The organism is Bacillus arachidis (assembly GCF_030285945.1).
In the GTDB taxonomy this organism is placed as follows: Bacteria; Bacillota; Bacilli; order Bacillales; family Bacillaceae_G; genus Bacillus_A; species Bacillus_A arachidis.
The window spans coordinates 1,287,847-1,307,587 of the sequence record NZ_CP127376.1 but is presented as its reverse complement, the minus strand read 5'-3'; the positions used below and the strand labels follow the sequence as shown (position 1 = coordinate 1,307,587).

Here is a 19,741-nt window from a genome sequence, read left to right as displayed (position 1 = left end):
GGTGTCCTAGGAGATAAAGGAGTAAGTAAAGTTGTTAAGGTAGCAAGTAGAAATGATTATAGAAGACAATGAGATAATAACCGCGTATCCGGTTTATACAAGGAGGGAAAAAATGAAATATACATATCAATTTTATCGTGATGGACTTGGCGGTTTAAGAATACGTTTGCCAAAAGAGATTTCTATTATTTCTCATTTTTTAGAAGATATTTTAGATGATGAGGCGGATGAATATATACAGATTTTAGATGATGTAGTAGACAAAAAATTCCTGCAATATAAAATTGAGGGAAACGTGGCAGCTGTCTACATCGAACCTAATTATACAAGTGCTATTAACTTTTTTATGAGTCCCCCAAATAACCAGTGTAAAATTGAGACCTCTGAATTTAGAAAACTACTTGTATTGTGGAGAGATAAAGTGGTAACAGAGGGAAAAGATATAGAAGCGGAAAAGAAAACTTATTATTTCGTATTTTAAAGTCGTTTTCCCTAGAGAAAACGACTTTAAAACGTAAGATAATGGGAGGTATGTGAAATAATAGATAAAGCCGACTTCATGTAGAAGTCAGCCACTTAAATTATTACAATTCTTTATTTTTCCCTTTTTTATATTCTTTTTGTTTATCTAGCCAAATATGAATTAAGTCTACTAATTCAATCGTTTCTATCTCACAAAATTCTCCCTTACCATCTTCGGCCAAATTGTCTAGGACAGTAGTTGTATCTTTTCGAATTTCTATACCGCAAATGTTGCCATTTACTACTATGCAATCTTTTTCCCCGTTTAAAACACTATGTATTTCCTCTAAAATCCAATCTCCAAACGCAGAAACTTCAACGCCTAAAAAAGTTTCAACAAGTTTAATTTCTTGAGGAAGCCTCATAACTAATTTTCTATTTTTAAGTACTTCAAAACTATATGAATATTTCATTACTATTGTACTCCTTTATACTAAAAATAAAATTTTCTCCAGATATCTCTAGTAGTAGAATTTATGTATCTGATGACAAAAAGAAGGAGGTTTCTACAAGTATAGATTACGGTAATGATTATACAGTTGGTCATATAAGTTATTAATATTGCAAATTGACTTTTTTCTCTAATAACATTTTCACCCTCTATAATATCAAATACATAGACAAAACCCAGATAAAGAATATAGATAAACTTCGTCTGGGCCTTACATTCTATAATCTCCTGTTCTTTCAATTGCTTTACAATCAAAATAAACAATTATACCCTCTATCTCATATCAATTCACATGAACCTTTTCACCAGTTTTATCATTTTCAAATTCCTCATTTAATATAGTTATTACATTTTCATTACTCATTCTCCCACTATCCTTATCTCTTTTAAATTATAGTAATAATAGATTATTATTAAACTCATCTATCCAATATTTCTCTAATTTAGGTATTAACTCAGTAAAATCTTTATATTTACCATTCCAATCTTTTGGTACATATTCTTCATATGATGCTGGCTCTGGAAACATTGAATATAGTTTTTTATCATCAAAGTTAATTAATAATACCGGACTAAAATCTAATAAATCTTCTCCTTCAATTTTACTTTTAATATTTTCAAGTAATAAATAATTTAATTCCTCTTTAGTTGTTATATATTTATTAATCCTTGGTAAAAACACTTCTACATTTTCATTATCTAATACTTTCATTCCATTTCTTTCTTCAGCTTCGTCATTATCTTCAATGCTTACGCCTAAATTTTTATATGCATTATTTAGCTTATTATAATCTAAAAACCATAATTCTTTATCTGTTACATACCATTTAAATTCACTATTATAGATGACTGCTACTACAATATTTTCTGCATAAAGTGGTTCTAATATCATAATATCCTCCTTTTATTATTACTTTGTAATCCTACCATTTTGGGCGTATTATTCTATTCATTCAATCCGAGGCACTGGCAATTCATAAGAATTTTCTGGCATTGCTGCGTCAACTATTTTCGGTGCAGTACCTCCTTGATTTAGTGAATTTGATTTATATCCTTTTTGAGGTATTGGATATTCATTTATAAAATCATCTAACCATTTAGGTATATCAAACTCAACTATCTCTGCATTACTTCCTCTGTTATTTAAGAAATATTTTGCCTGCTCATCATTACCTCTTTAGCCCCCTTTTTTGCTAAATCATTATCTCTATAAAACGTAACTAGTAGTTCCATTTTTATATTTTTGTATTTTCATATTTACTACCTCTTCCCTTTCCTACATAATTTTAGAACAGGAATATTTTGAATCTCGATTTGAAGGGATTTTTAAAACAGATTATAAAACAGCACACAATGCAACTTTAAGATCAGATTGCCCTTGGAAAGTACTCAATATAGATGAAGAATTGAAATGGAGGAAATAAACTATGGCAATCCATATAACAATGAATAAAGAATTTGAAGATGAGGAAATAGTTGTATATCAATATTATCCATCAGAATCACCAGAAAAAGTTGGAAAAATGTATTTTCATAAAAAAGATCAAATGTTTCATCAAATAGATTCAGTTCCGGTAAAATCAGCTGCAACAAGTGAACATTACTTTCATTGTGCATGTAGCAGAATAATGAAATGTATCAAGAGTGGTGGAGAATTCTTGGAAGAGATGACGTACGGAGTATAGTCAAACAAACGAGCATATTAAAAAGCCAACTCAAATAAAGAGCTGGTTTCTTTTTCATTATGCTATTGAGTTAACATCACTTACCATACATATTTCCTTTCGAAATTACACATTAACCCTGGTATCTTACGTTTTCCCTATTCTCTCACTCCTAAATAGTTTATTCTAATTATATAGTTTATTCCGGAGGGGATATCTTGAAGAAAAAATTCCGATTATTGCAATTATAATAATTTCAATTGTTATAGAGGGATATAAATATATGGATTATAAGAAAAATGATGATGAAGAAGTAATAAAAGAAAAAGCTAAACAGATTGCAATTCAATATTTTAAAGAGGATAAAAATCTGGAAATTACAGTAACAGATTTTCAATTTGCTCCTTCAGACTTTGGAGTAGTTTTTGTATATGGGTATGTTGCTAGTAATAAAACACGTAGAGTATCTGCAGATAGAAACTATAGAGATAATTATAAAGTAGAAAGTATAGGTTACGATAAGAATCAAGAAAAAAACAAATAAGTATAGAGGACTTTGCTTGAATAGAAAATCGATAGTAATTATCCTTATTATTTCAGTCATACTATTACAAAGATAATCAAGAAAAAGAACAAATAGCGTCTAAAGCTAAAAAAGTAGCCATCCAATATTTTAAAGAACAAGAAAATATCGATATCACAGTAACAGATTTCGCGATACGGGAAAGCCCATACAGAACTTTAGTCCGCCTTTAGGCATAGGATGAAAATATCCTCAAACAATTAAAATACTTATCTCGATCCTTTTTAAATTTATGAGTTATAGATTCCAATAAGTTTGTTGTACGAAAAGCTAAAACAGTTAGTATAAGTACAAAAGCAATAAGTGCTAATTTTCCCCTCACTCATAAGGAGCAAACAAACGAAATATAGGCAAGGCTGAAAAAACAATTTTTTTTATAATTCACGCTTGTTTAAACACAACTATTTTTCTCCTTGCTTAACAAATTTAGCAAAAAACCTCTCGTATTTTCGCTCCGCCTGTACCAAATCCATACTCTAGGTGAACGGTTAAGTCACGGTCTTCAAAAAACCGGATACTATTTGGAAAATCAATTTTTTAAGCAAAACTTCATATAATCATAATAACTTGTTCTACCTCTGCTAGCTTGACTACTGTTCCAATTGGTAAAATCTCCATGATCATTCTCGTTTCTTATATTTAGATCTTATTTATTTTTAAGTTTGCTAAACTTCCATTCATAAAATTTATTAGTACCAAGTGCACATCCCCCTAAAATAAGAACACCTATAATAAAGCCAATCTTTTTAGGTAATTCATAAGGAGATATAAAAGCAACTACAAGTAATATAGCAATTGCAATATATGTAATAATCTTTCCTGCTTTAAATGGTTGCATATTATTATTCCCTCTTTTAATCCTCTAATTTAATGGGGCCACTTTTACAACTGTTCCAATTAGGAAAAGTTTCATTATTATTTACTCTTATTTATTTTTAACTTTTTCTCGATAAAGTCCATTAAATACGTAAATCCAATTGCTAATTCACCAAAAACAAGTATAAAAAAGAAAGTAAGAATACGATCTCCTAATGACTGTGGAAAAAACAATGAAAGTAAAGCAATAATAGGTACTGTTATTAAATATATAGTTCTCATATGTTTGAAAGGACGCATTTATTTATTCCTTCTTTCATTGAATTTTTCCATAAGGTTTATAACAAACGAGTTCCATAATAAAGAAAGTGCGAGTACACACCCCAAAGAGGAAATTATAGGTATCTCTTTATTTACATTTCTACTAATTTCTCATGTAGAACTAATTCACTCTTAGTCATATACCCTCTATGCATTCCTTCTACAATCTTATCATGATTAAAACCTAATACTTTTTCATCACCTAGATAGCCCACTTGTAAGGAACTCCTACATAATCAAAATCACGTTTACCTGCTGACACAACCATTCTTCCAATAATCATAGCAAATTGTTCTATATCTTCTAGTTTAGCTACTGTTCCAATCGGTAAAAGCTTCATTTATTCTCCTCTATTTGTGATTTTTTTAGATAAACGGTCAAATAATACTGAACTTCCATATGCCAAAATTCCAATGCTAATCATAGCAATACTGAAGAATAACTTCTGCCATAAATTAAAAGGGAAAAACCACCCTGCAATAACAAGTACCATGGTTCCAATAATAATCATAAACCTTCCTTGTTTGAACATACTTTTACTCCTTTTTGTCTTTATCAAATTTTAAAAAGAATCCTCTCCATGACCATTAGGTACTGTCGCATCCCCTCCAATCTCTTTTCCTAAATAGAATTTGTAACCATATCCATATTCACCTTTTAGTGTAATAGTCACCTAAGAAAGGGATATAATGCGGAATCTCAATTTTATTAAGAGCTATTTCATACTTATCGGCTGCTAAGTATATATAAAAAACTCCCAGCTATACACTAGGAGTTTTCCTCTCAAAGGAACTATTATAAACATAGCTTTATTTATATTTCCGATAGCTTCTCATATAAGTTTCATGTGCAGAAGATCCATATTTATTTTGCCCTCTTCTTTTTACGATTTCTAAATATAATCTCTAACGCCACTACTGAGATGAACCCTACAGATAGCTGTAAACCTGTAAACACAAGTTTATCATTTAGAGGAATGTCAGGTGCCCTCCACAGTAGTACAGGAGGAACAAGTATGCCAATAATTACAAAGATTCTCATTATCTTTCCCATTTAGTTTCCCCTATCACATTTTTCAAATCTATATTTCTTTTTCAGCTGATTTACAATTCTACTAACTTCTCACGTAGAACTAATTCACTCTCAGTCATATACCCTCTATGCATTTCCTCTACAATCTTATCGTGATTAAAACATAATACTTTTTCATCACCTAGATAGCCTACTGGATAAGGAACTCCTACATAATCAAAATCACGTTTATCCGCTGAGACAACCATTCTTCCAATAATCATAATGATTGGCTCTACCTCTTCTAGTTTAACTACTGTTCCAATTGGTAAAAGTTTCATTTATTTATTCTCCTTTTTATTTTTTTAAACCGCTCAAATAACATTAAAGCACCAAAAGTTAAAACTCCTACAAAAAGTGTAACAAAGGTTATAAGTAATTTTTCTGTGTTTGTGAGTGTATCATCCATGTCACAACAATAAGTAGGAGTATACCTAAAATAATTAAAATCCTTTCTTCTTTAAGTAAACTACTTATCTCGATTCTTTTTGAATTTATTAGTTATGTATTCTAATAAGTTTGTTGTACCAAAAGAGAAAAAGGCTAGTATAAGTACAAAAGCAATAAGTGCCAATTTTTTTCCCCACCCATAAGGAGCAAACAAACTAAATATAAGTAAGGCCGAAAAACCAAAAATCTTTATAATTCTTGCTTGTTTAAACACAATTATTCTTCTCCTTGCTTAACAAATTTAGCAAATAAACCACCACCGACTTTTCTACCACCAATATACACACCAACTTCTTGACCCCCATGGAATTTACCACCGAATGTACCTAGTCCAAATTCAGCACAAACTTCAAGATCGTAATCCTTAAAAAATTGAATAAACTCAGGTAGGTCAATTCTGTCTAGCTTTGCTTCATATTTTTGTATTGTCACCTCTGCATCTTGTTTAAACCTATACTCCTCAATTCCATATGCGACTGAAGCATCTATGAATTTTTGTGTTACTGATATTTCTGAAACATAAGGATTTTTAAAAGAAAGACCATCTTCAAATGCTGTAATTCCACCTTTTGCTCCAATAATCTTTCCCGTTAATAAATCTTCTTTTATCGTATTGAATTTGTAAGGAGCTCCTACCTCTATTTCTGCATGCCCAGCTTTGAATCCCAGCTTACTATTCTCAGAAAGTTCATATTTCCCTCTAACAACGATCCTTCTGATTTAATACGATAGCGATCCTCTGTATTTACTTTTGTGGAACCTGTAAGGGTTTCAACATCCCCTTTAAATGGTTTTCCTGTTAAAATACCAGAAGCCATCGCAATAGCAACATCCATGTTATCTACCTGTTCAAATTTATTAGCAGAATCAAGAAGAAACTTCTCAAGCGGTTCTAATATGAGTGTAAATCGAGCCATTCTTAAAGAGTAATCTCGAAAATCTGTATTAAATTTCATATAGGTTGCACCCACCCAAGCATTACAAAGTATATCAATATCTTTCTTTAGCCGCCCTTGTGTTGCCGCTACATTGATGATTGTTGATCGAATAGACCCTGCAACCTTGTGCAACTCTTCAGGAGTAACTTTAATATTCCCCATAATGATTCCGCTTTTAAATATTTATATAGAATATTTTACCATGAGGAAGTAATTACACAGAACAACATTTTCCATACTTATAGAAATTTTACAAAAAAAGAGTTCGCAGTTAGCAGACTGCTTCGTTACAGGCGTTTTTTGTTTGTCTTCAAATCGTTTAAAAGGAACAAGTCTGAAACAAACGCGTATTACTCACTGTACTTTGAATGATTTATACGTCTATTTATAATGCTCACTCATAGATAGGGGATACATAATTCATTTTTACTAGACTAACATTCAATCATTTTTAACTTGATCGCATACAATGATAAGAATAATAAATAAGGAGATGCATAATAATGTCGAAACCGGCTTATGGTTACGTTACACTTGTAGGTAACAATCCTATAGAAATTAAACCAGGTGCAAACATAGAATTTAATAGAAACGGTCCATTAAATCGTATAGAGTTTACCCCACCTAGTGACACCCTAATAATACCTAAATCAGGCGACTATAAAGTCGAATATCTATTATTAATTGATGGTCCTGCTTCCACTTCAATATATGGTTTAATTTTAAATGATTCTTTAGTAAGTGGGCGACTTACTAATTATGGTATACAAAGACAAGTGACTGGAGCGAGTCTGATGCTTTCTGGACAAGCTATTATCCATATTCCCAAATGCTCAACACTACAACTTCGAAATATAGGATCAACTACAGATGTGTTACTACCCATTCTAAACGGGCACACAATTAATGCTGCATCATTAACTATCGAGAAGCTTAACTTGTAAAAATGTATTTGTGCAGCAGAACAAAGTGGTTCAAATAATAATCAGTGGAGGATGAAGCCCTCCACTGATTAAAGTTTCACTCTATCTAATCCATTTCACATAAGATTCATCAAAATACATCCATCCTTCAATGCCATCTTTGTATACGTAAATCCAATCTTCGTATCTAAAATGAACGTCCCAAGCTCCACTATTCGCTTTTCCTACAACTTGGTCATTTCTGGACGCTCCTTTACGAAGATTGATGTTCGTTCCTGAAATCCAAACAACTCCTTTTGTTTTGCCATCTTTATTGATTTTACATACGTCATCGCGCATCCAGTTTTTTTCAGCTACTTTATACCAAAAATGAGAACCATCATAAAACCAATCTAGGTATACATGTCCAGAATCTTTTGTCGCTTGACGTACAACTTTTGCTTGTAAGGATGGCGTCTCACGAATGTTTGCTATAGCTACTATTACAGTGATAGAACCTAAATTATTCGTTTTCCAATCAGGAGGAAGAAACCCTGGTGCAGGCTCATTATCTCCGAAAAACCATGATAAAGGCTTATCTCCAATTAAACGATTTAAATCACATTTGCCAATACCAGATATATTCCCTGCGTCAGTATATTGCCACATATCACATGGATACGCTGGTTTGATATCCCCATAACGCGGGATCCATACGAAATCAACATTTACTTTTTCCATACCAAATGGGCTGTACACATGATGTCCCGCATATAACCCTACTTTTTGAGCACCGAGTATGCGTAACTCATCAATGAAAGCTTGTGTTCCAGCACTCATATCTTCCATTGTTTTCACTTCAACATCAGCTACCCAAAACAATGCATTTTTGTCACCACGATTCCAAAAATCTCTTGCTTCTACTCTTGCATCATTTTCGGAAACAAATCTACAAAAAGCGTAGTTTCCGAACGGAACATTATAAGCTTTCATTGAAGACACATATGATTGATACATTGGGTCTATATAGTTTGATCCATCTTGTACTCTAGCAATCACTAAGTCAAGCTGCGGGGCTGCTACTCCCCAATTAATATCACCATTCCATTTCGAAATATCGACGATATACCCCATTATTCAACATCTCCTTTATTATTATCATATTCAGAGCTTGTCTCATGGTCAGACCAAATGCCTATTGCAGTACCAACAAATAATATATAAAGTGGAAATTGATCTAATGGGCTTTCCTTTTCTATTAATCTAATTTTCCAACTAAAAATCATAGTAATAAAAAAACGCAACCTATATTTTTCGGTTGCGAACTCATACAAACTTTATCAAATCAAGCGCCTTTTTCTCGTTGTCCAAGCATACTTATCTCTATCGCATAGACTAATAAGGAAGAAAAGAATTTAGTACCACCTTCAAACATCTTCATTTATTAATATCCTACTTAATAATTCTATCCAAAAAAATAAAACAAGGATTTTTCCTTGTTCCCATTTGTTTTTCCATTCAAGAGATCAACCACCAGTATCTCCATCTACCATCTCGTTCACTATGGTAGTAGTTTGTTTCTTATCTATCAAAGTATGTACTCCTCATGTTAAAGAAAAATAAAAACCCTACTTTTGACATTTAAACAAAAACAGGGCTTTATTCTATACTTTTTTATAATTGTTTACTCACCGAGACAATCATTACGATAATTGCTATAAGCATGACTACTAAACACCCCATCAGCTTATAGAAACCTCTCTTCGTCAATGTATTTCCTTGTATATCCTTACGAATAAATAAGTACACTGCTAAAAATAAAAGCAGCCCGATCCCAAAAGCAAATATACTTTGCATCTATCTCATTCACCTTTCTTATTTCAGCTTTAATATTTTTTAGACAAAATAACGAATGAAATAAAGACCGTACAAATTGTTAATGCTGCTAAAATGTTAAGCAGTTCTGCAGCAGACAATGTAATGATCTTTAAATTTAATCCGATCGAAAATAGAATATAATACGCTAACAACGCAAAATAAGAATAGAACATTCCTTTTTGCCGAATTAACTTCATCCTTTCGTCTTTCTCCTTAAATTGTGGATGGAGATAACTTAAGCAAAAGCACATGACTGTCATCGCTAGTAATGTGTACGTTTGTGACGGTGGTGAAGAATGCGCCATTATACCTATAAATAGCATAAATCCACTCATAACAGAAAAGATAATCCCCATAATCAAAAAATATTTTTGTGAGTAGTTCATCTTTCTTTCCCCCCTATGTAGATTTAGTTCTCTTTCCCTTCATAAATAAATACATTTTCTATCGTTGTCTGAAATGTGTTCGCAATTTCAAATGCTAAAGGAAGTGATGGATCATATTTTCCTTTTTCAATTGAAATAATAGTTTGTCTAGAAACGCCAAGTTTTTCAGCTAACTTCTCTTGTGACAGGCCAAATTTTTTTCTGTATTCTACCATTTTGTTTTCCAAGGAAATATTCCCCTCCTCCTTACACAGAGTATAAATGTAAAGCGACCTTTACGTCAAGTTTCCTTTACATAAACTCCTCAAAGCTCCCTACTCCCATCTTTTATTTTTAATCAAGATGATTTTTATAACGAATGCATAAATAGAACTAAACCAACTATCGATAGAACCATTGAAAATACTATCAGCCAAATGACATGAACACCAAAATCCCCATTATCTGTTTCCCTTTTCATTTCACAGCTCCTATGTATCTCTATGTAAAAGGAACACAGCATTCATACTTTCGTAAATCCCCTTCATCTAGTTCTCATATTGATCCCTTATTTCTTTTCTGCCCATTTTTATCCACTTTTCATTTTGAATAATTGTTGAATAGTATAAAAATGGAGAGTCATAACAAATAAGAACACTCTAAACGATTCTGTTATAATATCTCATTTCCTCATTACTTAATCTACATAAAGAAATTTGCTATATCAATCGGCTATCATTAGGAAAAATTAATATCGTTATAAGCACTTTATCTTTTTAAAATATTACACTTCTTCTCCTATAGAAATGAAGCCGGCTATCATTTTCGAGCAATTTTCAGTTATATTTGCAAAAACTAACGATTTATGAACCATTTTCAAATGACAATCACCAATTATAAGCAAATACTTCTTTTTTCCTTTCAATATTTAACACTATCGAAACAAAGTTTACGATAAATTCATAATTTTTTATTTTTTATACTATATTCCATTATATTGTTGTATAATATTCTTGAAAGCGCTTATTATTTTAATATACATAAATCAAATCGTTTTTGTCGAAACATTCTTTCAATTTACCCTATACTTTTATCTGGAAGATTTTGTTTTAAATACTGATGTACCAGATGAAATCACCTATTTTTTCCTTAAAATTAATTTATAACATGAAAGATTAACTTGGGTGATAAGTAATTGTGAATGTTTTTTTACAAAACGGATAAGTAATAATGTTTGGTATTATGTAAATTATTGTAATAACATAAGAGTAAAGATAACATTTACATTCATTACTGGTTCATCAATTATGAAAAGAGCAAAATGCATTCTTTCACATTATGAAAAAAGGATTACATGCATTGGGAGGTTTAAACAAATGACGAGGAAGAATACATCGACAAACCCTTGGGCCAAATTCCATGGTCCGAACCTTGGCTATGTTATTGAACAGTATGATCGTTACGTGACTAATGAAGGTTCAGTTGATCCGGAATTACAAGAGCTTTTTGAAACTTTTGGGGCTCCTACATTCCAAGCAGATGTCGTAACAGGGGACAACACAGAAATAAATTTTTCTCCTCAAAACACAGGAAACATTGAAAAGATTCTTAAAGTCGTTCAACTTGTTGAGAATATCCGTTCATTCGGTCATACATTGGCTCATATTAATCCAATGGAAGAGCAAGCAAATGGACAATCTCTCATCGAGAAAGTAATGAGCGAATTAAGCGATGCAGATTTGAAAGCGATTCCAGCAAAAACAGTATGGCCAGATGCACCAATTGGTATTCACACAGCTCTTGATGTAATTAATAGATTAAAAGATGTTTATACAAAATCTTTAGCCTATGAATTTTCTCATATACAAGATAGTGAAGAACGTGCGTGGTTGCATCAAATGGTGGAATCAAATTCCTTGCGTCAACCACTACCAAATAAAAAACGAACTGCTCTTTTAAAACGTTTAACAGCTGTTGAAGGTTTTGAGCAATTCTTGCATAAAACATTTGTAGGTCAAAAACGCTTCTCTATTGAAGGCGTTGATATGCTTGTACCTGTACTAGATGAAATTATTTCTGAAGGTGCTAAGGGCGGCGTAAATGACGTTATGATTGGTATGGCTCACCGCGGGCGCCTTAGCGTACTCGCTCACGTACTAGAAAAACCATATAGTCACATGTTTGCAGAATTCAAACATGCAACTATAGAAGGTGTAAATAGTAATGCTGGCTGGACTGGCGACGTGAAATACCATTTAGGTAGAGAGCAAGTTGTTGGGGCTGAAGATGCTCAAACACGTGTAACGTTAGCGAACAACCCAAGCCATCTTGAATTTGTTAACCCTGTTGTGGAAGGTTATGCACGTGCAGCTCAAGAAAATCGTAAAAAAGCTGGTCATCCTGAACAAGATACTTCGAAATCATTTGTAATTTTAGTTCATGGTGACGCTGCATTCCCTGGTCAAGGTATCGTATCTGAAACATTAAACTTAAGCAGACTAAACGCATACCAAACTGGTGGAACAATTCATATTATTGCAAATAACTCAGTTGGCTTTACAACAGATAGCTATGATTCTCGTTCTACAAAATATTCAAGCGACCTTGCAAAAGGTTTCGATATTCCAATCGTCCATGTAAATGCTGACGATCCAGAAGCTTGTCTTGCAGCTGCTGACCTTGCAATTCAATATCGTATGCTGTTCAAAAAAGACTTCTTAATCGATTTAATCGGTTACCGTCGTTACGGTCATAACGAAATGGATGACCCAGCAGTTACACAACCACAAGTTTATAAAAAAATTAAAAATCATCCGACAGTTAGAGCAATCTATGCAGAGCAACTGCAAACTGATGGTGTTTTAAATGCTGATGAAGTTGAAACAATTACACAGTTTGTGCAAGAACAATTGAAAGCTGAGTATGCAGAAGTACCACCTGCTGATACTAGTGATGCAGCAATACACGTTAAAGTTCCAGACGTAGTTGCAAGAGGTATTCAACCAATTGATACAGGTCTTCCAATTGAAACTTTACGTGCATTAAACGAAGGACTATTACAATGGCCAGAAGGCTTTAATGTATATCCTAAAGTAAAGAAAATTCTTGAACGTCGTAAAGATGCTCTTGAAGATGGCGGTAAAGTGGAATGGGCTCTTGCTGAATCGTTAGCATTCGCTACCATTTTACAAGAAGGTACGCCAATTCGTTTAACTGGTCAAGATTCACAACGTGGTACGTTCGCACACCGTCATATCGTATTACATGATACAGAAACAAACGAAACATATTCACCACTTCATCGTTTACCGAATATTAATGCATCATTCTCTGTTCATAACAGTCCGTTATCTGAGGCTGCTGTTGTCGGTTATGAATACGGTTATAATGTGTTCGCTCCAGAAACTTTAGTTATGTGGGAAGCACAATATGGTGATTTCTCAAATACTGCGCAAGCATTATTTGATCAATATGTTTCAGCAGGAAGAGCGAAATGGGGACAAAAATCAGGTCTAATTCTTCTTCTGCCTCATGGCTATGAAGGTCAAGGACCAGAGCACTCTAGTGCACGTCCAGAACGTTTCTTGCAACTAGCTGCTGAAAACAACTGGACTGTTGCAAACTTAACAAGTGCGGCACAATACTTCCATATTTTACGCCGTCAAGCATCAATCCTTGGTACAGAAGCTGTTCGACCATTAGTCATTATGACGCCAAAGAGCTTATTACGTCATCCGCTTACTACTTCATCTGGAAAAGAATTAAGCGAAGGTCGTTTCCAAATGGCTCTAGAGCAAGAAAACCTTGGCACAAAACCAAATAAAGTAAAGCGTCTTGTTTTAACAACTGGTAAGATGGCAATTGATATAGCAGCAGAGGTTGAATCAGGTAAACATGAGTACAATTTAGATGAAGTTCATATTGTTCGCATTGAGCAATTGTACCCATTCCCTGCTGAAAAAGTCCAATCTATCATGAAACGCTTTAAAAACTTAGAAGAAATTATTTGGGTACAAGAAGAACCACGAAACATGGGTGCATGGCATTACATGGCTCCAATTCTGTTTGAACTTGCTGGCGATAAAATAAAAACAGGCTACATTGGACGTCCAGATCGCTCAAGTCCATCAGGCGGCGATCCACATGCACACAGAGCGGAACAAGAACTTATCGTTGCACATGCATTAGACACAAAGTACAACTTCCGTCAAGACAAACAAGAAATAGAAGTTTATAGCAACTAAAAACGAAAGTGATTTACTCAAGCTCATTTGGGCAGAGTTCCTTACCTACTAAGTTGTAAAGAATTTCTGCCCAATCAGGCTTGAAGCATTGAGATTACCGAAGAGAAAAGAAGACAAAACACACCGTTAGGCAAATAAGGGGAGGACATTTAAAATGATCGAAATTAAAGTACCTGAGCTTGCAGAATCTATTTCAGAAGGAACTATCTCACAATGGCTTATCAATGTAGGCGACAAAGTTGAGAAAGGTGGCAGCGTTGTTGAGCTTGAGACAGATAAAGTCAATGTAGAAATCATTGCAGAAGATTCAGGTATTGTATCACAACTACTAGGAGAGCCTGGAGATACAGTTGAAGTTGGTGACGTAATTGCAATTTTAGATGCAAACGGCGTTGCAGTAAGTACATCAGCACCTGCTCCAGCAGCAGAACAACCAAAACAAGAAGTTACTGAAGCACCTAAAGCTGAGGATCCAAGTGCTGCACCAACTAAAACAGCTTTACAAGGTCTTCCAAATACAGATCGCCCTATCGCATCACCTGCTGCTAGAAAAATGGCGCGTGAATTAGGAATCGACTTAAATGAAGTACGCAGCACTGATCCACTTGGCCGCGTGAGACCACATGATGTACAAGCACATGCTGCTGCACCAAAAGCAGAGCCAAAACAAGAAAAAACAAGTCCAAAACCAGCAGTAACTACTGAATTTGAAAAGCCAGTTGAGCGCGTAAAAATGTCCCGCCGCCGTCAAACAATTGCAAAACGTCTTGTAGAAGTTCAACAAACATCTGCAATGTTAACAACATTTAACGAAGTTGATATGACTGCAGTTATGGAATTACGTAAAGAACGTAAAGACGCGTTCGAGAAAAAACATGATGTTCGTCTTGGCTTTATGTCATTCTTCACAAAAGCTGTTGTGGCAGCATTAAAACAATTCCCATTGTTAAATGCTGAAATTCAAGGCGACGAGCTTATCATTAAAAAATTCTATGACATCGGAATCGCTGTAGCAGCTCCAGATGGATTAGTTGTTCCAGTTGTACGCGATGCAAACCAATTGAACTTCGCTGAAATTGAAAGTGAAATTCGTGAACTAGGTAAAAAAGCACGCGATAACAAACTTACATTAAAAGAACTACAAGGTGGTACATTTACAATTACAAACGGTGGTGTGTTTGGCTCCCTTATGTCAACACCAATCCTAAACAGCCCACAAGTAGGTATTCTTGGAATGCATAAAATTCAGGTAAGACCAGTTGCAATCGATGCAGAACGCATGGAAAACCGTCCAATGATGTACATTGCACTATCTTACGACCACCGTATCGTCGATGGTAAAGAAGCAGTTAGCTTCCTAGTTGCTGTTAAAGAAATGCTTGAAGATCCAAAATCATTATTATTAGAAGGTTGATAGACTTTCTAAATCATACTGGCTACACGAAAGAATCAATGTATTCTTTCGTGTAGCCTTTTTTATATAACAGTGATTTATATACTCATAAGGGACAAATCACGGTACATACACTGATAATGTGTGTTTAGAATTTACTGATAAGGAGGAATAGAATGAGTACGCTGCAAGCTTCCACAAAGCTAAAAATGAACAAGGATACCTTTTTTCTCCCCGATTCCAATGGGGGTGTTTATTTTCGAAATAACTCCAGTTCGTTCCGGATACAAGGTAATGGAATCTATGAATGGATTGAAAAATTAATGCCTATGTTTAATGGAGAACACACTTTAGAAGAGCTAACAAATGGGCTTCCCCTCCCTTATCAAAATAGAGTGTTTGAAATTGGAGAACTTTTGCACAAAAATGGTTTTGTTCGAGATCTGAATCAAGATGCCCCTCACCAATTAGAAGATGCATTACTTGAGAGGTACGAACCGCAAATTGAATTTTTAGAGGCTTACTCTCACTCAGGTCCTCTAAAGTTTCAAATGTATCGCCAATCTAAAGTGTTAGCGATTGGCTCTGGACCTATTTTCACTTCATTAATTTCTTCTTTACTTGAATCTGGTCTACCTGAATTTCATTACCTAATTACCGATCCTGATGCAACAAATCTCTCGCGGCTAAATGAACTTGTACAACAAGCACATGCTACTGATGCCGATGTACTTGTTCAAGAAATAGATACAACGAGAAATTATTCTTTACAGGAAGTTTTTCATCCATTTGATTGGATTCTATATGTATCTCAAAATGGCAATATTGAAAAACTTAGGGCCATACATGCGATTTGTAGAGAAGAGAAGAAAAACTTTCTTCCTGCTTTATGTTTACAGCATGTAGGCTTAGCTGGTCCTATCATTACTTCTGACTCTGAAGAATGCTGGGAATCCGCATGGCACCGTATACATGAAACTGCTATTCAAAAAGATCAAACACCAGATCCCGTCTCTCCAATTGCTTGTGCTATGTTAGCCAATACAATTGTTTTTGAGTTATTCAAACATGTTACAGATTCCTCAAATAGGAAGACAAAGAAGCACTTCTTTCTATTAGATTTTGAAACGCTCGAAGGAAATTGGCATTCATTTATGAAGCACCCGCTTATAGCCCCTGAAAATTTTACGATAGAATTAATACAAGACCTTGATGACACTTTAAAACGACATGCAGATCAAAAACATTCAAATGAGCTTTTTCGTTTTTTTGACCAGTTAACCTCAAATAAAGCTGGAGTTTTTCACATATGGGATGAACAAGATCTCAACCAATTACCGTTGTCCCAGTGCTATGTTCAAGTTGCCAATCCATTATCAGAAGGACCTACTTCCCTCCTCCCTACTATTATTTGCGGCGGATTAACTCATGATGAAGCACGCCGCGTGGCAGGTCTAACTGGAATTGAAACATATGTAACTCAAATGGTTAATTTCCTTATTCCTGACCAAGATGAATTCATTGGAATCGGAGCTGGGGAAACGATGTTAGAAGGTGTGTATCGTGCGCTACAAAACCATTTAACCCACACATTACAAGCGAGGAAGTTAAGTCAAACAGAAGAAATTGTGCCACTACAAGTAACAGAAATTCATGACAACCACTGCCAATTTTATTTACGTGCACTCTCCGTGATACACGGGGAACCAAAGATAGGGATTGGTGAAAATGTACTAGGTTTTCCGGTTGTTTGGGCCCGTATACACAATCAGTGGTATGGTAGCGCGAATCTAAATATAACACTAGCTCTAAGAGACGCATTACAACAAGCACTTCTTCATACACAAAACTACGAAATCCCCTATAACTCTAATATATTATCGGAATCATCTGTTCTTTTACACGATGCTGAGTCGTTTAATATTGAAGTACAAAAAGAAGAAGAAATTCCACCATTAGAATCCTTACAACTCGCTTTACAGAATTTAAAGGAACATAATCTTTATCCCTACGTCCTCGACCTAGCAATTGAACCATTTTTAAAAGAAGGATTAGGTGGTGTAGTTGGTGTGGTAATAAAAGAGGAGGTGGATTGATGGAGCGTCAAATATTAATTGTAGGAGACGGCCTACTTGCAAGCTATGTAAATCAGCAATTATCTGGTCACTACTCTATCATTCATCAAAACACACTTGAAGAACCCCTTCCTGAAAACATTAAACTTGCTCTCGTACTACATGATGGTTCTCCTTCCTCTATCCATCATAAAGCTGAAGAAATGTTTCGATCCGCTAACATTCCTTGGCTACGAGGTTTTACTTCATTTGGCGAAGGAATCATTGGCCCTTATGTTCAGCCACATGCAGCAGGATGTTCTCATTGTGCTGATGCAAGACGGTTTATAGCTGGTTTTGATCAAAAAGAAATGTGGGAGTTACAGCGGCAATACTCCTTAAAAAAGGATGCTGCCGTGCAACGAGATATATGCGCAACGCAAAGTGCATTACTACAAATGTGTCACCTTATTCATGCTGAAACAGAAAAGATAGTAACAAAAGGGGGTACTTCTTTAGCTGAAGAAGTGATTTTACTTAACATGCAAACTCTTCAATGTTCACGTCATTCGTTTCTTCCTGATCCTGTATGTCCGGTGTGTAGCACAATACCTGATGACACTGAAGCTTCTGCTTATCTATCTCTGCAACCGAGCTTTAAAACGAGTACTGAAAGCTACCGATGTCGTTCTATTGAAGATTTAAATACGTTTTTAACGAAAGATTATTTAGATTATCGAACAGGACTTTTGAATGGAAAGATGCAGCATTCCTTATTACCATTCGCTGATGTTATTGTAAATATGCCATTACTTTTTGGTAACGAAGGAGTTGCAGGTCGAACACATTCATTCAGGATAAGCGAGGCAACTGCAATTTTAGAAGGACTAGAGCGATACTGCGGAATGGCCCCTCGCGGGAAGCGGACAAATGTTCATGGCAGCTACCGAGAATTAGAAGATAAAGCCATCAATCCTCTTACAATTGGTGTACATACAGATGAACACTATGAAAAAGAGAATTTTCCATTCAGACCATTTGATCCCGATTATTCTCAAGATTGGGTATGGGGTTATTCTTTATCACAAAACCGTCCCATCTTAGTTCCGGAATCAATTGCATATTATAGCCTAGGGCACAGGGACGCTTTTGTTTATGAAACTTCAAACGGCTGTGCAATTGGAGGTAGTTTAGAAGAAGCGATTTTCCATGGCATTTTAGAAATAGTCGAACGCGACGCTTTCTTGCTAACGTGGTATGCACAATTGCCACTCCCCCGCCTTGATCTAGCTTCCGCAGGCGATGTGGAATTACAATTGATGATTGAACGAATGCGGACCATTACAGGTTATGATTTACACGTTTTTGATGCAACGATGGAGCATGGTATTCCAAGTATATGGGCAATTGCAAAAAATACAAAAAAGGGTGGAATGAACCTCGTCTGTGCAGGTGGTGCTCATATAGAACCGCTGCGAGCTGTTAAAAGTGCTATTCATGAATTAGCAGGTATGTTGCTTATATTAGATGAAAAACTTGAAGCAAACAAACAAAAATATGAACAATGTTTACGCGATCCCTATCTCGTTACCCAAATGGAAGATCATAGTATGGTATATGGCTTACCAGAAGCTGAAGAACGCCTTCAATTTTTACTAAATGACAATCGAGCTGTGCGAACATTTAAAGAAATGGATCAGCTAAAAGCGATTGATCGGGATATAACTTCAGACCTTCGCCATCTTCTAGATCTACTACATCACTCAGGGCTTGAGGTAATTGTCATTGACCAAACTGTTCCTCTCATACAGAAAAACGGATTATCTTGTGTGAAAGTATTAATTCCTGGTATGTTGCCAATGACATTTGGTCATCAACTTACTCGTACAACAGGACTCCAAAGAGCACTTACCGTACCAATGCAACTTGGATATACAAGTGAACCACTTACATTAGAACAACTAAATCCACATCCGCATCCATTTCCATAAAGAAACAGTAAAGTAGCGCTTGAATCAGTAGTTTTTCTTCCTCCCCCACCTCTCTTCTTTGCTTTTGCTGATATTTAATGTGGGGGATTATTGCTTGA

Annotated in this window: 19 protein-coding genes and 3 pseudogenes; 8 read left to right on the top strand and 14 right to left on the bottom strand. The window is 34.8% G+C overall.

Features of this window, described 5'->3' with window-relative positions; all coding sequences use genetic code 11:
• Window positions 1–112 precede the first annotated feature (112 nt).
• On the top strand, window positions 113–481 hold the full coding sequence (locus tag QRY57_RS08090; protein ID WP_286017156.1) for a hypothetical protein: 369 nt from the start codon (window positions 113–115) through the stop codon (window positions 479–481).
• A gap of 103 nt (window positions 482–584) precedes the next feature.
• On the opposite strand, the gene QRY57_RS08085 is transcribed toward QRY57_RS08090, so the two are convergent.
• On the bottom strand, window positions 585–935 hold the full coding sequence (locus QRY57_RS08085; RefSeq protein WP_286017155.1) for a hypothetical protein: 351 nt from the start codon (window positions 933–935) through the stop codon (window positions 585–587).
• Window positions 936–1,364: 429 nt separating this feature from the next.
• Window positions 1,365–1,865: a hypothetical protein gene (locus QRY57_RS08080; RefSeq protein WP_208017878.1), complete on the bottom strand. Its 501-nt coding sequence runs from the start codon at window positions 1,863–1,865 to the stop codon at window positions 1,365–1,367.
• A gap of 535 nt (window positions 1,866–2,400) precedes the next feature.
• Between QRY57_RS08080 and QRY57_RS08075 the strand changes: the two genes are divergently transcribed.
• Entirely contained in the window at window positions 2,401–2,658 is a 258-nt protein-coding gene (locus QRY57_RS08075; RefSeq protein WP_286017154.1) for a hypothetical protein, read from the top strand.
• 262 nt (window positions 2,659–2,920) lie between these two features.
• The gene (locus QRY57_RS08070; protein ID WP_286017153.1) at window positions 2,921–3,181 is read left to right on the top strand and encodes a hypothetical protein; all 261 of its coding nucleotides are present in this window, start codon (window positions 2,921–2,923) and stop codon (window positions 3,179–3,181) included.
• A 685-nt stretch (window positions 3,182–3,866) separates the two neighbouring features.
• On the opposite strand, the gene QRY57_RS08065 is transcribed toward QRY57_RS08070, so the two are convergent.
• The 8 genes and pseudogenes from QRY57_RS08065 to QRY57_RS08030 form a co-directional block, all read right to left on the bottom strand.
• Window positions 3,867–4,058, bottom strand: a complete 192-nt coding sequence (locus tag QRY57_RS08065) for a hypothetical protein (protein WP_286017152.1) — start codon at window positions 4,056–4,058, stop codon at window positions 3,867–3,869.
• A 77-nt stretch (window positions 4,059–4,135) separates the two neighbouring features.
• On the bottom strand, window positions 4,136–4,336 hold the full coding sequence (locus tag QRY57_RS08060; protein ID WP_286017151.1) for a hypothetical protein: 201 nt from the start codon (window positions 4,334–4,336) through the stop codon (window positions 4,136–4,138).
• A gap of 113 nt (window positions 4,337–4,449) precedes the next feature.
• A pseudogene (locus QRY57_RS08055) lies at window positions 4,450–4,697 on the bottom strand (DUF4176 domain-containing protein).
• A complete protein-coding gene (locus QRY57_RS08050) occupies window positions 4,698–4,889 on the bottom strand; it encodes a hypothetical protein (RefSeq protein WP_286017150.1) in 192 nt (63 codons plus the stop codon).
• Window positions 4,890–5,221: 332 nt separating this feature from the next.
• Complete coding sequence (locus QRY57_RS08045) at window positions 5,222–5,410, bottom strand: hypothetical protein (protein WP_286017149.1); 189 nt, start codon at window positions 5,408–5,410, stop codon at window positions 5,222–5,224.
• A gap of 50 nt (window positions 5,411–5,460) precedes the next feature.
• Entirely contained in the window at window positions 5,461–5,709 is a 249-nt protein-coding gene (locus tag QRY57_RS08040; protein WP_078184777.1) for a DUF4176 domain-containing protein, read from the bottom strand.
• A gap of 188 nt (window positions 5,710–5,897) precedes the next feature.
• Window positions 5,898–6,092, bottom strand: a complete 195-nt coding sequence (locus QRY57_RS08035) for a hypothetical protein (protein WP_286017148.1) — start codon at window positions 6,090–6,092, stop codon at window positions 5,898–5,900.
• A gap of 2 nt (window positions 6,093–6,094) precedes the next feature.
• A pseudogene (locus tag QRY57_RS08030) lies at window positions 6,095–6,978 on the bottom strand (WXG100 family type VII secretion target).
• Between the two features lie 341 nt (window positions 6,979–7,319).
• Here QRY57_RS08030 and QRY57_RS08025 point away from each other — a divergent pair.
• Window positions 7,320–7,760 (top strand): hypothetical protein, encoded by a 441-nt coding sequence (locus QRY57_RS08025; RefSeq protein ID WP_208017875.1) that lies wholly within the window; start codon window positions 7,320–7,322, stop codon window positions 7,758–7,760.
• A gap of 530 nt (window positions 7,761–8,290) precedes the next feature.
• On the opposite strand, the pseudogene QRY57_RS08020 reads toward QRY57_RS08025, so the two are convergent.
• From QRY57_RS08020 to QRY57_RS08005, 4 genes and pseudogenes are all read right to left on the bottom strand, one after another.
• Window positions 8,291–8,852, bottom strand: a pseudogene (locus tag QRY57_RS08020) (glycoside hydrolase family 25 protein); the annotation flags it as partial.
• A gap of 540 nt (window positions 8,853–9,392) precedes the next feature.
• Complete coding sequence (locus tag QRY57_RS08015) at window positions 9,393–9,575, bottom strand: DUF3976 domain-containing protein (RefSeq protein WP_286017147.1); 183 nt, start codon at window positions 9,573–9,575, stop codon at window positions 9,393–9,395.
• A 29-nt stretch (window positions 9,576–9,604) separates the two neighbouring features.
• Entirely contained in the window at window positions 9,605–9,982 is a 378-nt protein-coding gene (locus QRY57_RS08010) for a hypothetical protein (protein WP_026591446.1), read from the bottom strand.
• Window positions 9,983–10,005: 23 nt separating this feature from the next.
• On the bottom strand, window positions 10,006–10,209 hold the full coding sequence (locus QRY57_RS08005; protein WP_026591447.1) for a helix-turn-helix transcriptional regulator: 204 nt from the start codon (window positions 10,207–10,209) through the stop codon (window positions 10,006–10,008).
• 1,128 nt (window positions 10,210–11,337) lie between these two features.
• Here QRY57_RS08005 and QRY57_RS08000 point away from each other — a divergent pair.
• The 4 genes from QRY57_RS08000 (at window position 11,338) to QRY57_RS07985 (ending at window position 19,643) form a co-directional block, all read left to right on the top strand.
• The gene (locus QRY57_RS08000) at window positions 11,338–14,205 is read left to right on the top strand and encodes a 2-oxoglutarate dehydrogenase E1 component (protein WP_286017146.1); all 2,868 of its coding nucleotides are present in this window, start codon (window positions 11,338–11,340) and stop codon (window positions 14,203–14,205) included.
• 154 nt (window positions 14,206–14,359) lie between these two features.
• Window positions 14,360–15,619 (top strand): 2-oxoglutarate dehydrogenase complex dihydrolipoyllysine-residue succinyltransferase, encoded by a 1,260-nt coding sequence (odhB, locus tag QRY57_RS07995; RefSeq protein WP_286017145.1) that lies wholly within the window; start codon window positions 14,360–14,362, stop codon window positions 15,617–15,619.
• Between the two features lie 155 nt (window positions 15,620–15,774).
• Window positions 15,775–17,694, top strand: a complete 1,920-nt coding sequence (locus QRY57_RS07990; protein ID WP_286017144.1) for a putative thiazole-containing bacteriocin maturation protein — start codon at window positions 15,775–15,777, stop codon at window positions 17,692–17,694.
• Window positions 17,694–19,643 (top strand): TOMM precursor leader peptide-binding protein, encoded by a 1,950-nt coding sequence (locus QRY57_RS07985; RefSeq protein ID WP_026591451.1) that lies wholly within the window; start codon window positions 17,694–17,696, stop codon window positions 19,641–19,643. Before QRY57_RS07990 ends, QRY57_RS07985 begins: the two co-directional genes overlap by 1 nt.
• The last annotated feature ends 98 nt before the right edge of the window (window positions 19,644–19,741 follow it).

What these genes read in the sequence shown, in the direction of transcription:
- QRY57_RS08090 (WP_286017156.1), top strand. Translation starts at nt 113, where the DNA reads ATGAAATATACATATCAATTTTATCGTGATGGACTTGGCGGTTTAAGA.
- QRY57_RS08085 (WP_286017155.1), bottom strand. Translation starts at nt 935, where the DNA reads ATGAAATATTCATATAGTTTTGAAGTACTTAAAAATAGAAAATTAGTT.
- QRY57_RS08080 (WP_208017878.1), bottom strand. Translation starts at nt 1,865, where the DNA reads ATGATATTAGAACCACTTTATGCAGAAAATATTGTAGTAGCAGTCATC.
- QRY57_RS08075 (WP_286017154.1), top strand. Translation starts at nt 2,401, where the DNA reads ATGGCAATCCATATAACAATGAATAAAGAATTTGAAGATGAGGAAATA.
- QRY57_RS08070 (WP_286017153.1), top strand. Translation starts at nt 2,921, where the DNA reads ATGGATTATAAGAAAAATGATGATGAAGAAGTAATAAAAGAAAAAGCT.
- QRY57_RS08065 (WP_286017152.1), bottom strand. Translation starts at nt 4,058, where the DNA reads ATGCAACCATTTAAAGCAGGAAAGATTATTACATATATTGCAATTGCT.
- QRY57_RS08060 (WP_286017151.1), bottom strand. Translation starts at nt 4,336, where the DNA reads ATGCGTCCTTTCAAACATATGAGAACTATATATTTAATAACAGTACCT.
- QRY57_RS08050 (WP_286017150.1), bottom strand. Translation starts at nt 4,889, where the DNA reads ATGTTCAAACAAGGAAGGTTTATGATTATTATTGGAACCATGGTACTT.
- QRY57_RS08045 (WP_286017149.1), bottom strand. Translation starts at nt 5,410, where the DNA reads ATGGGAAAGATAATGAGAATCTTTGTAATTATTGGCATACTTGTTCCT.
- QRY57_RS08040 (WP_078184777.1), bottom strand. Translation starts at nt 5,709, where the DNA reads ATGAAACTTTTACCAATTGGAACAGTAGTTAAACTAGAAGAGGTAGAG.
- QRY57_RS08025 (WP_208017875.1), top strand. Translation starts at nt 7,320, where the DNA reads ATGTCGAAACCGGCTTATGGTTACGTTACACTTGTAGGTAACAATCCT.
- QRY57_RS08015 (WP_286017147.1), bottom strand. Translation starts at nt 9,575, where the DNA reads ATGCAAAGTATATTTGCTTTTGGGATCGGGCTGCTTTTATTTTTAGCA.
- QRY57_RS08010 (WP_026591446.1), bottom strand. Translation starts at nt 9,982, where the DNA reads ATGAACTACTCACAAAAATATTTTTTGATTATGGGGATTATCTTTTCT.
- QRY57_RS08000 (WP_286017146.1), top strand. Translation starts at nt 11,338, where the DNA reads ATGACGAGGAAGAATACATCGACAAACCCTTGGGCCAAATTCCATGGT.
- odhB (WP_286017145.1), top strand. Translation starts at nt 14,360, where the DNA reads ATGATCGAAATTAAAGTACCTGAGCTTGCAGAATCTATTTCAGAAGGA.
- QRY57_RS07990 (WP_286017144.1), top strand. Translation starts at nt 15,775, where the DNA reads ATGAGTACGCTGCAAGCTTCCACAAAGCTAAAAATGAACAAGGATACC.
- QRY57_RS07985 (WP_026591451.1), top strand. Translation starts at nt 17,694, where the DNA reads ATGGAGCGTCAAATATTAATTGTAGGAGACGGCCTACTTGCAAGCTAT.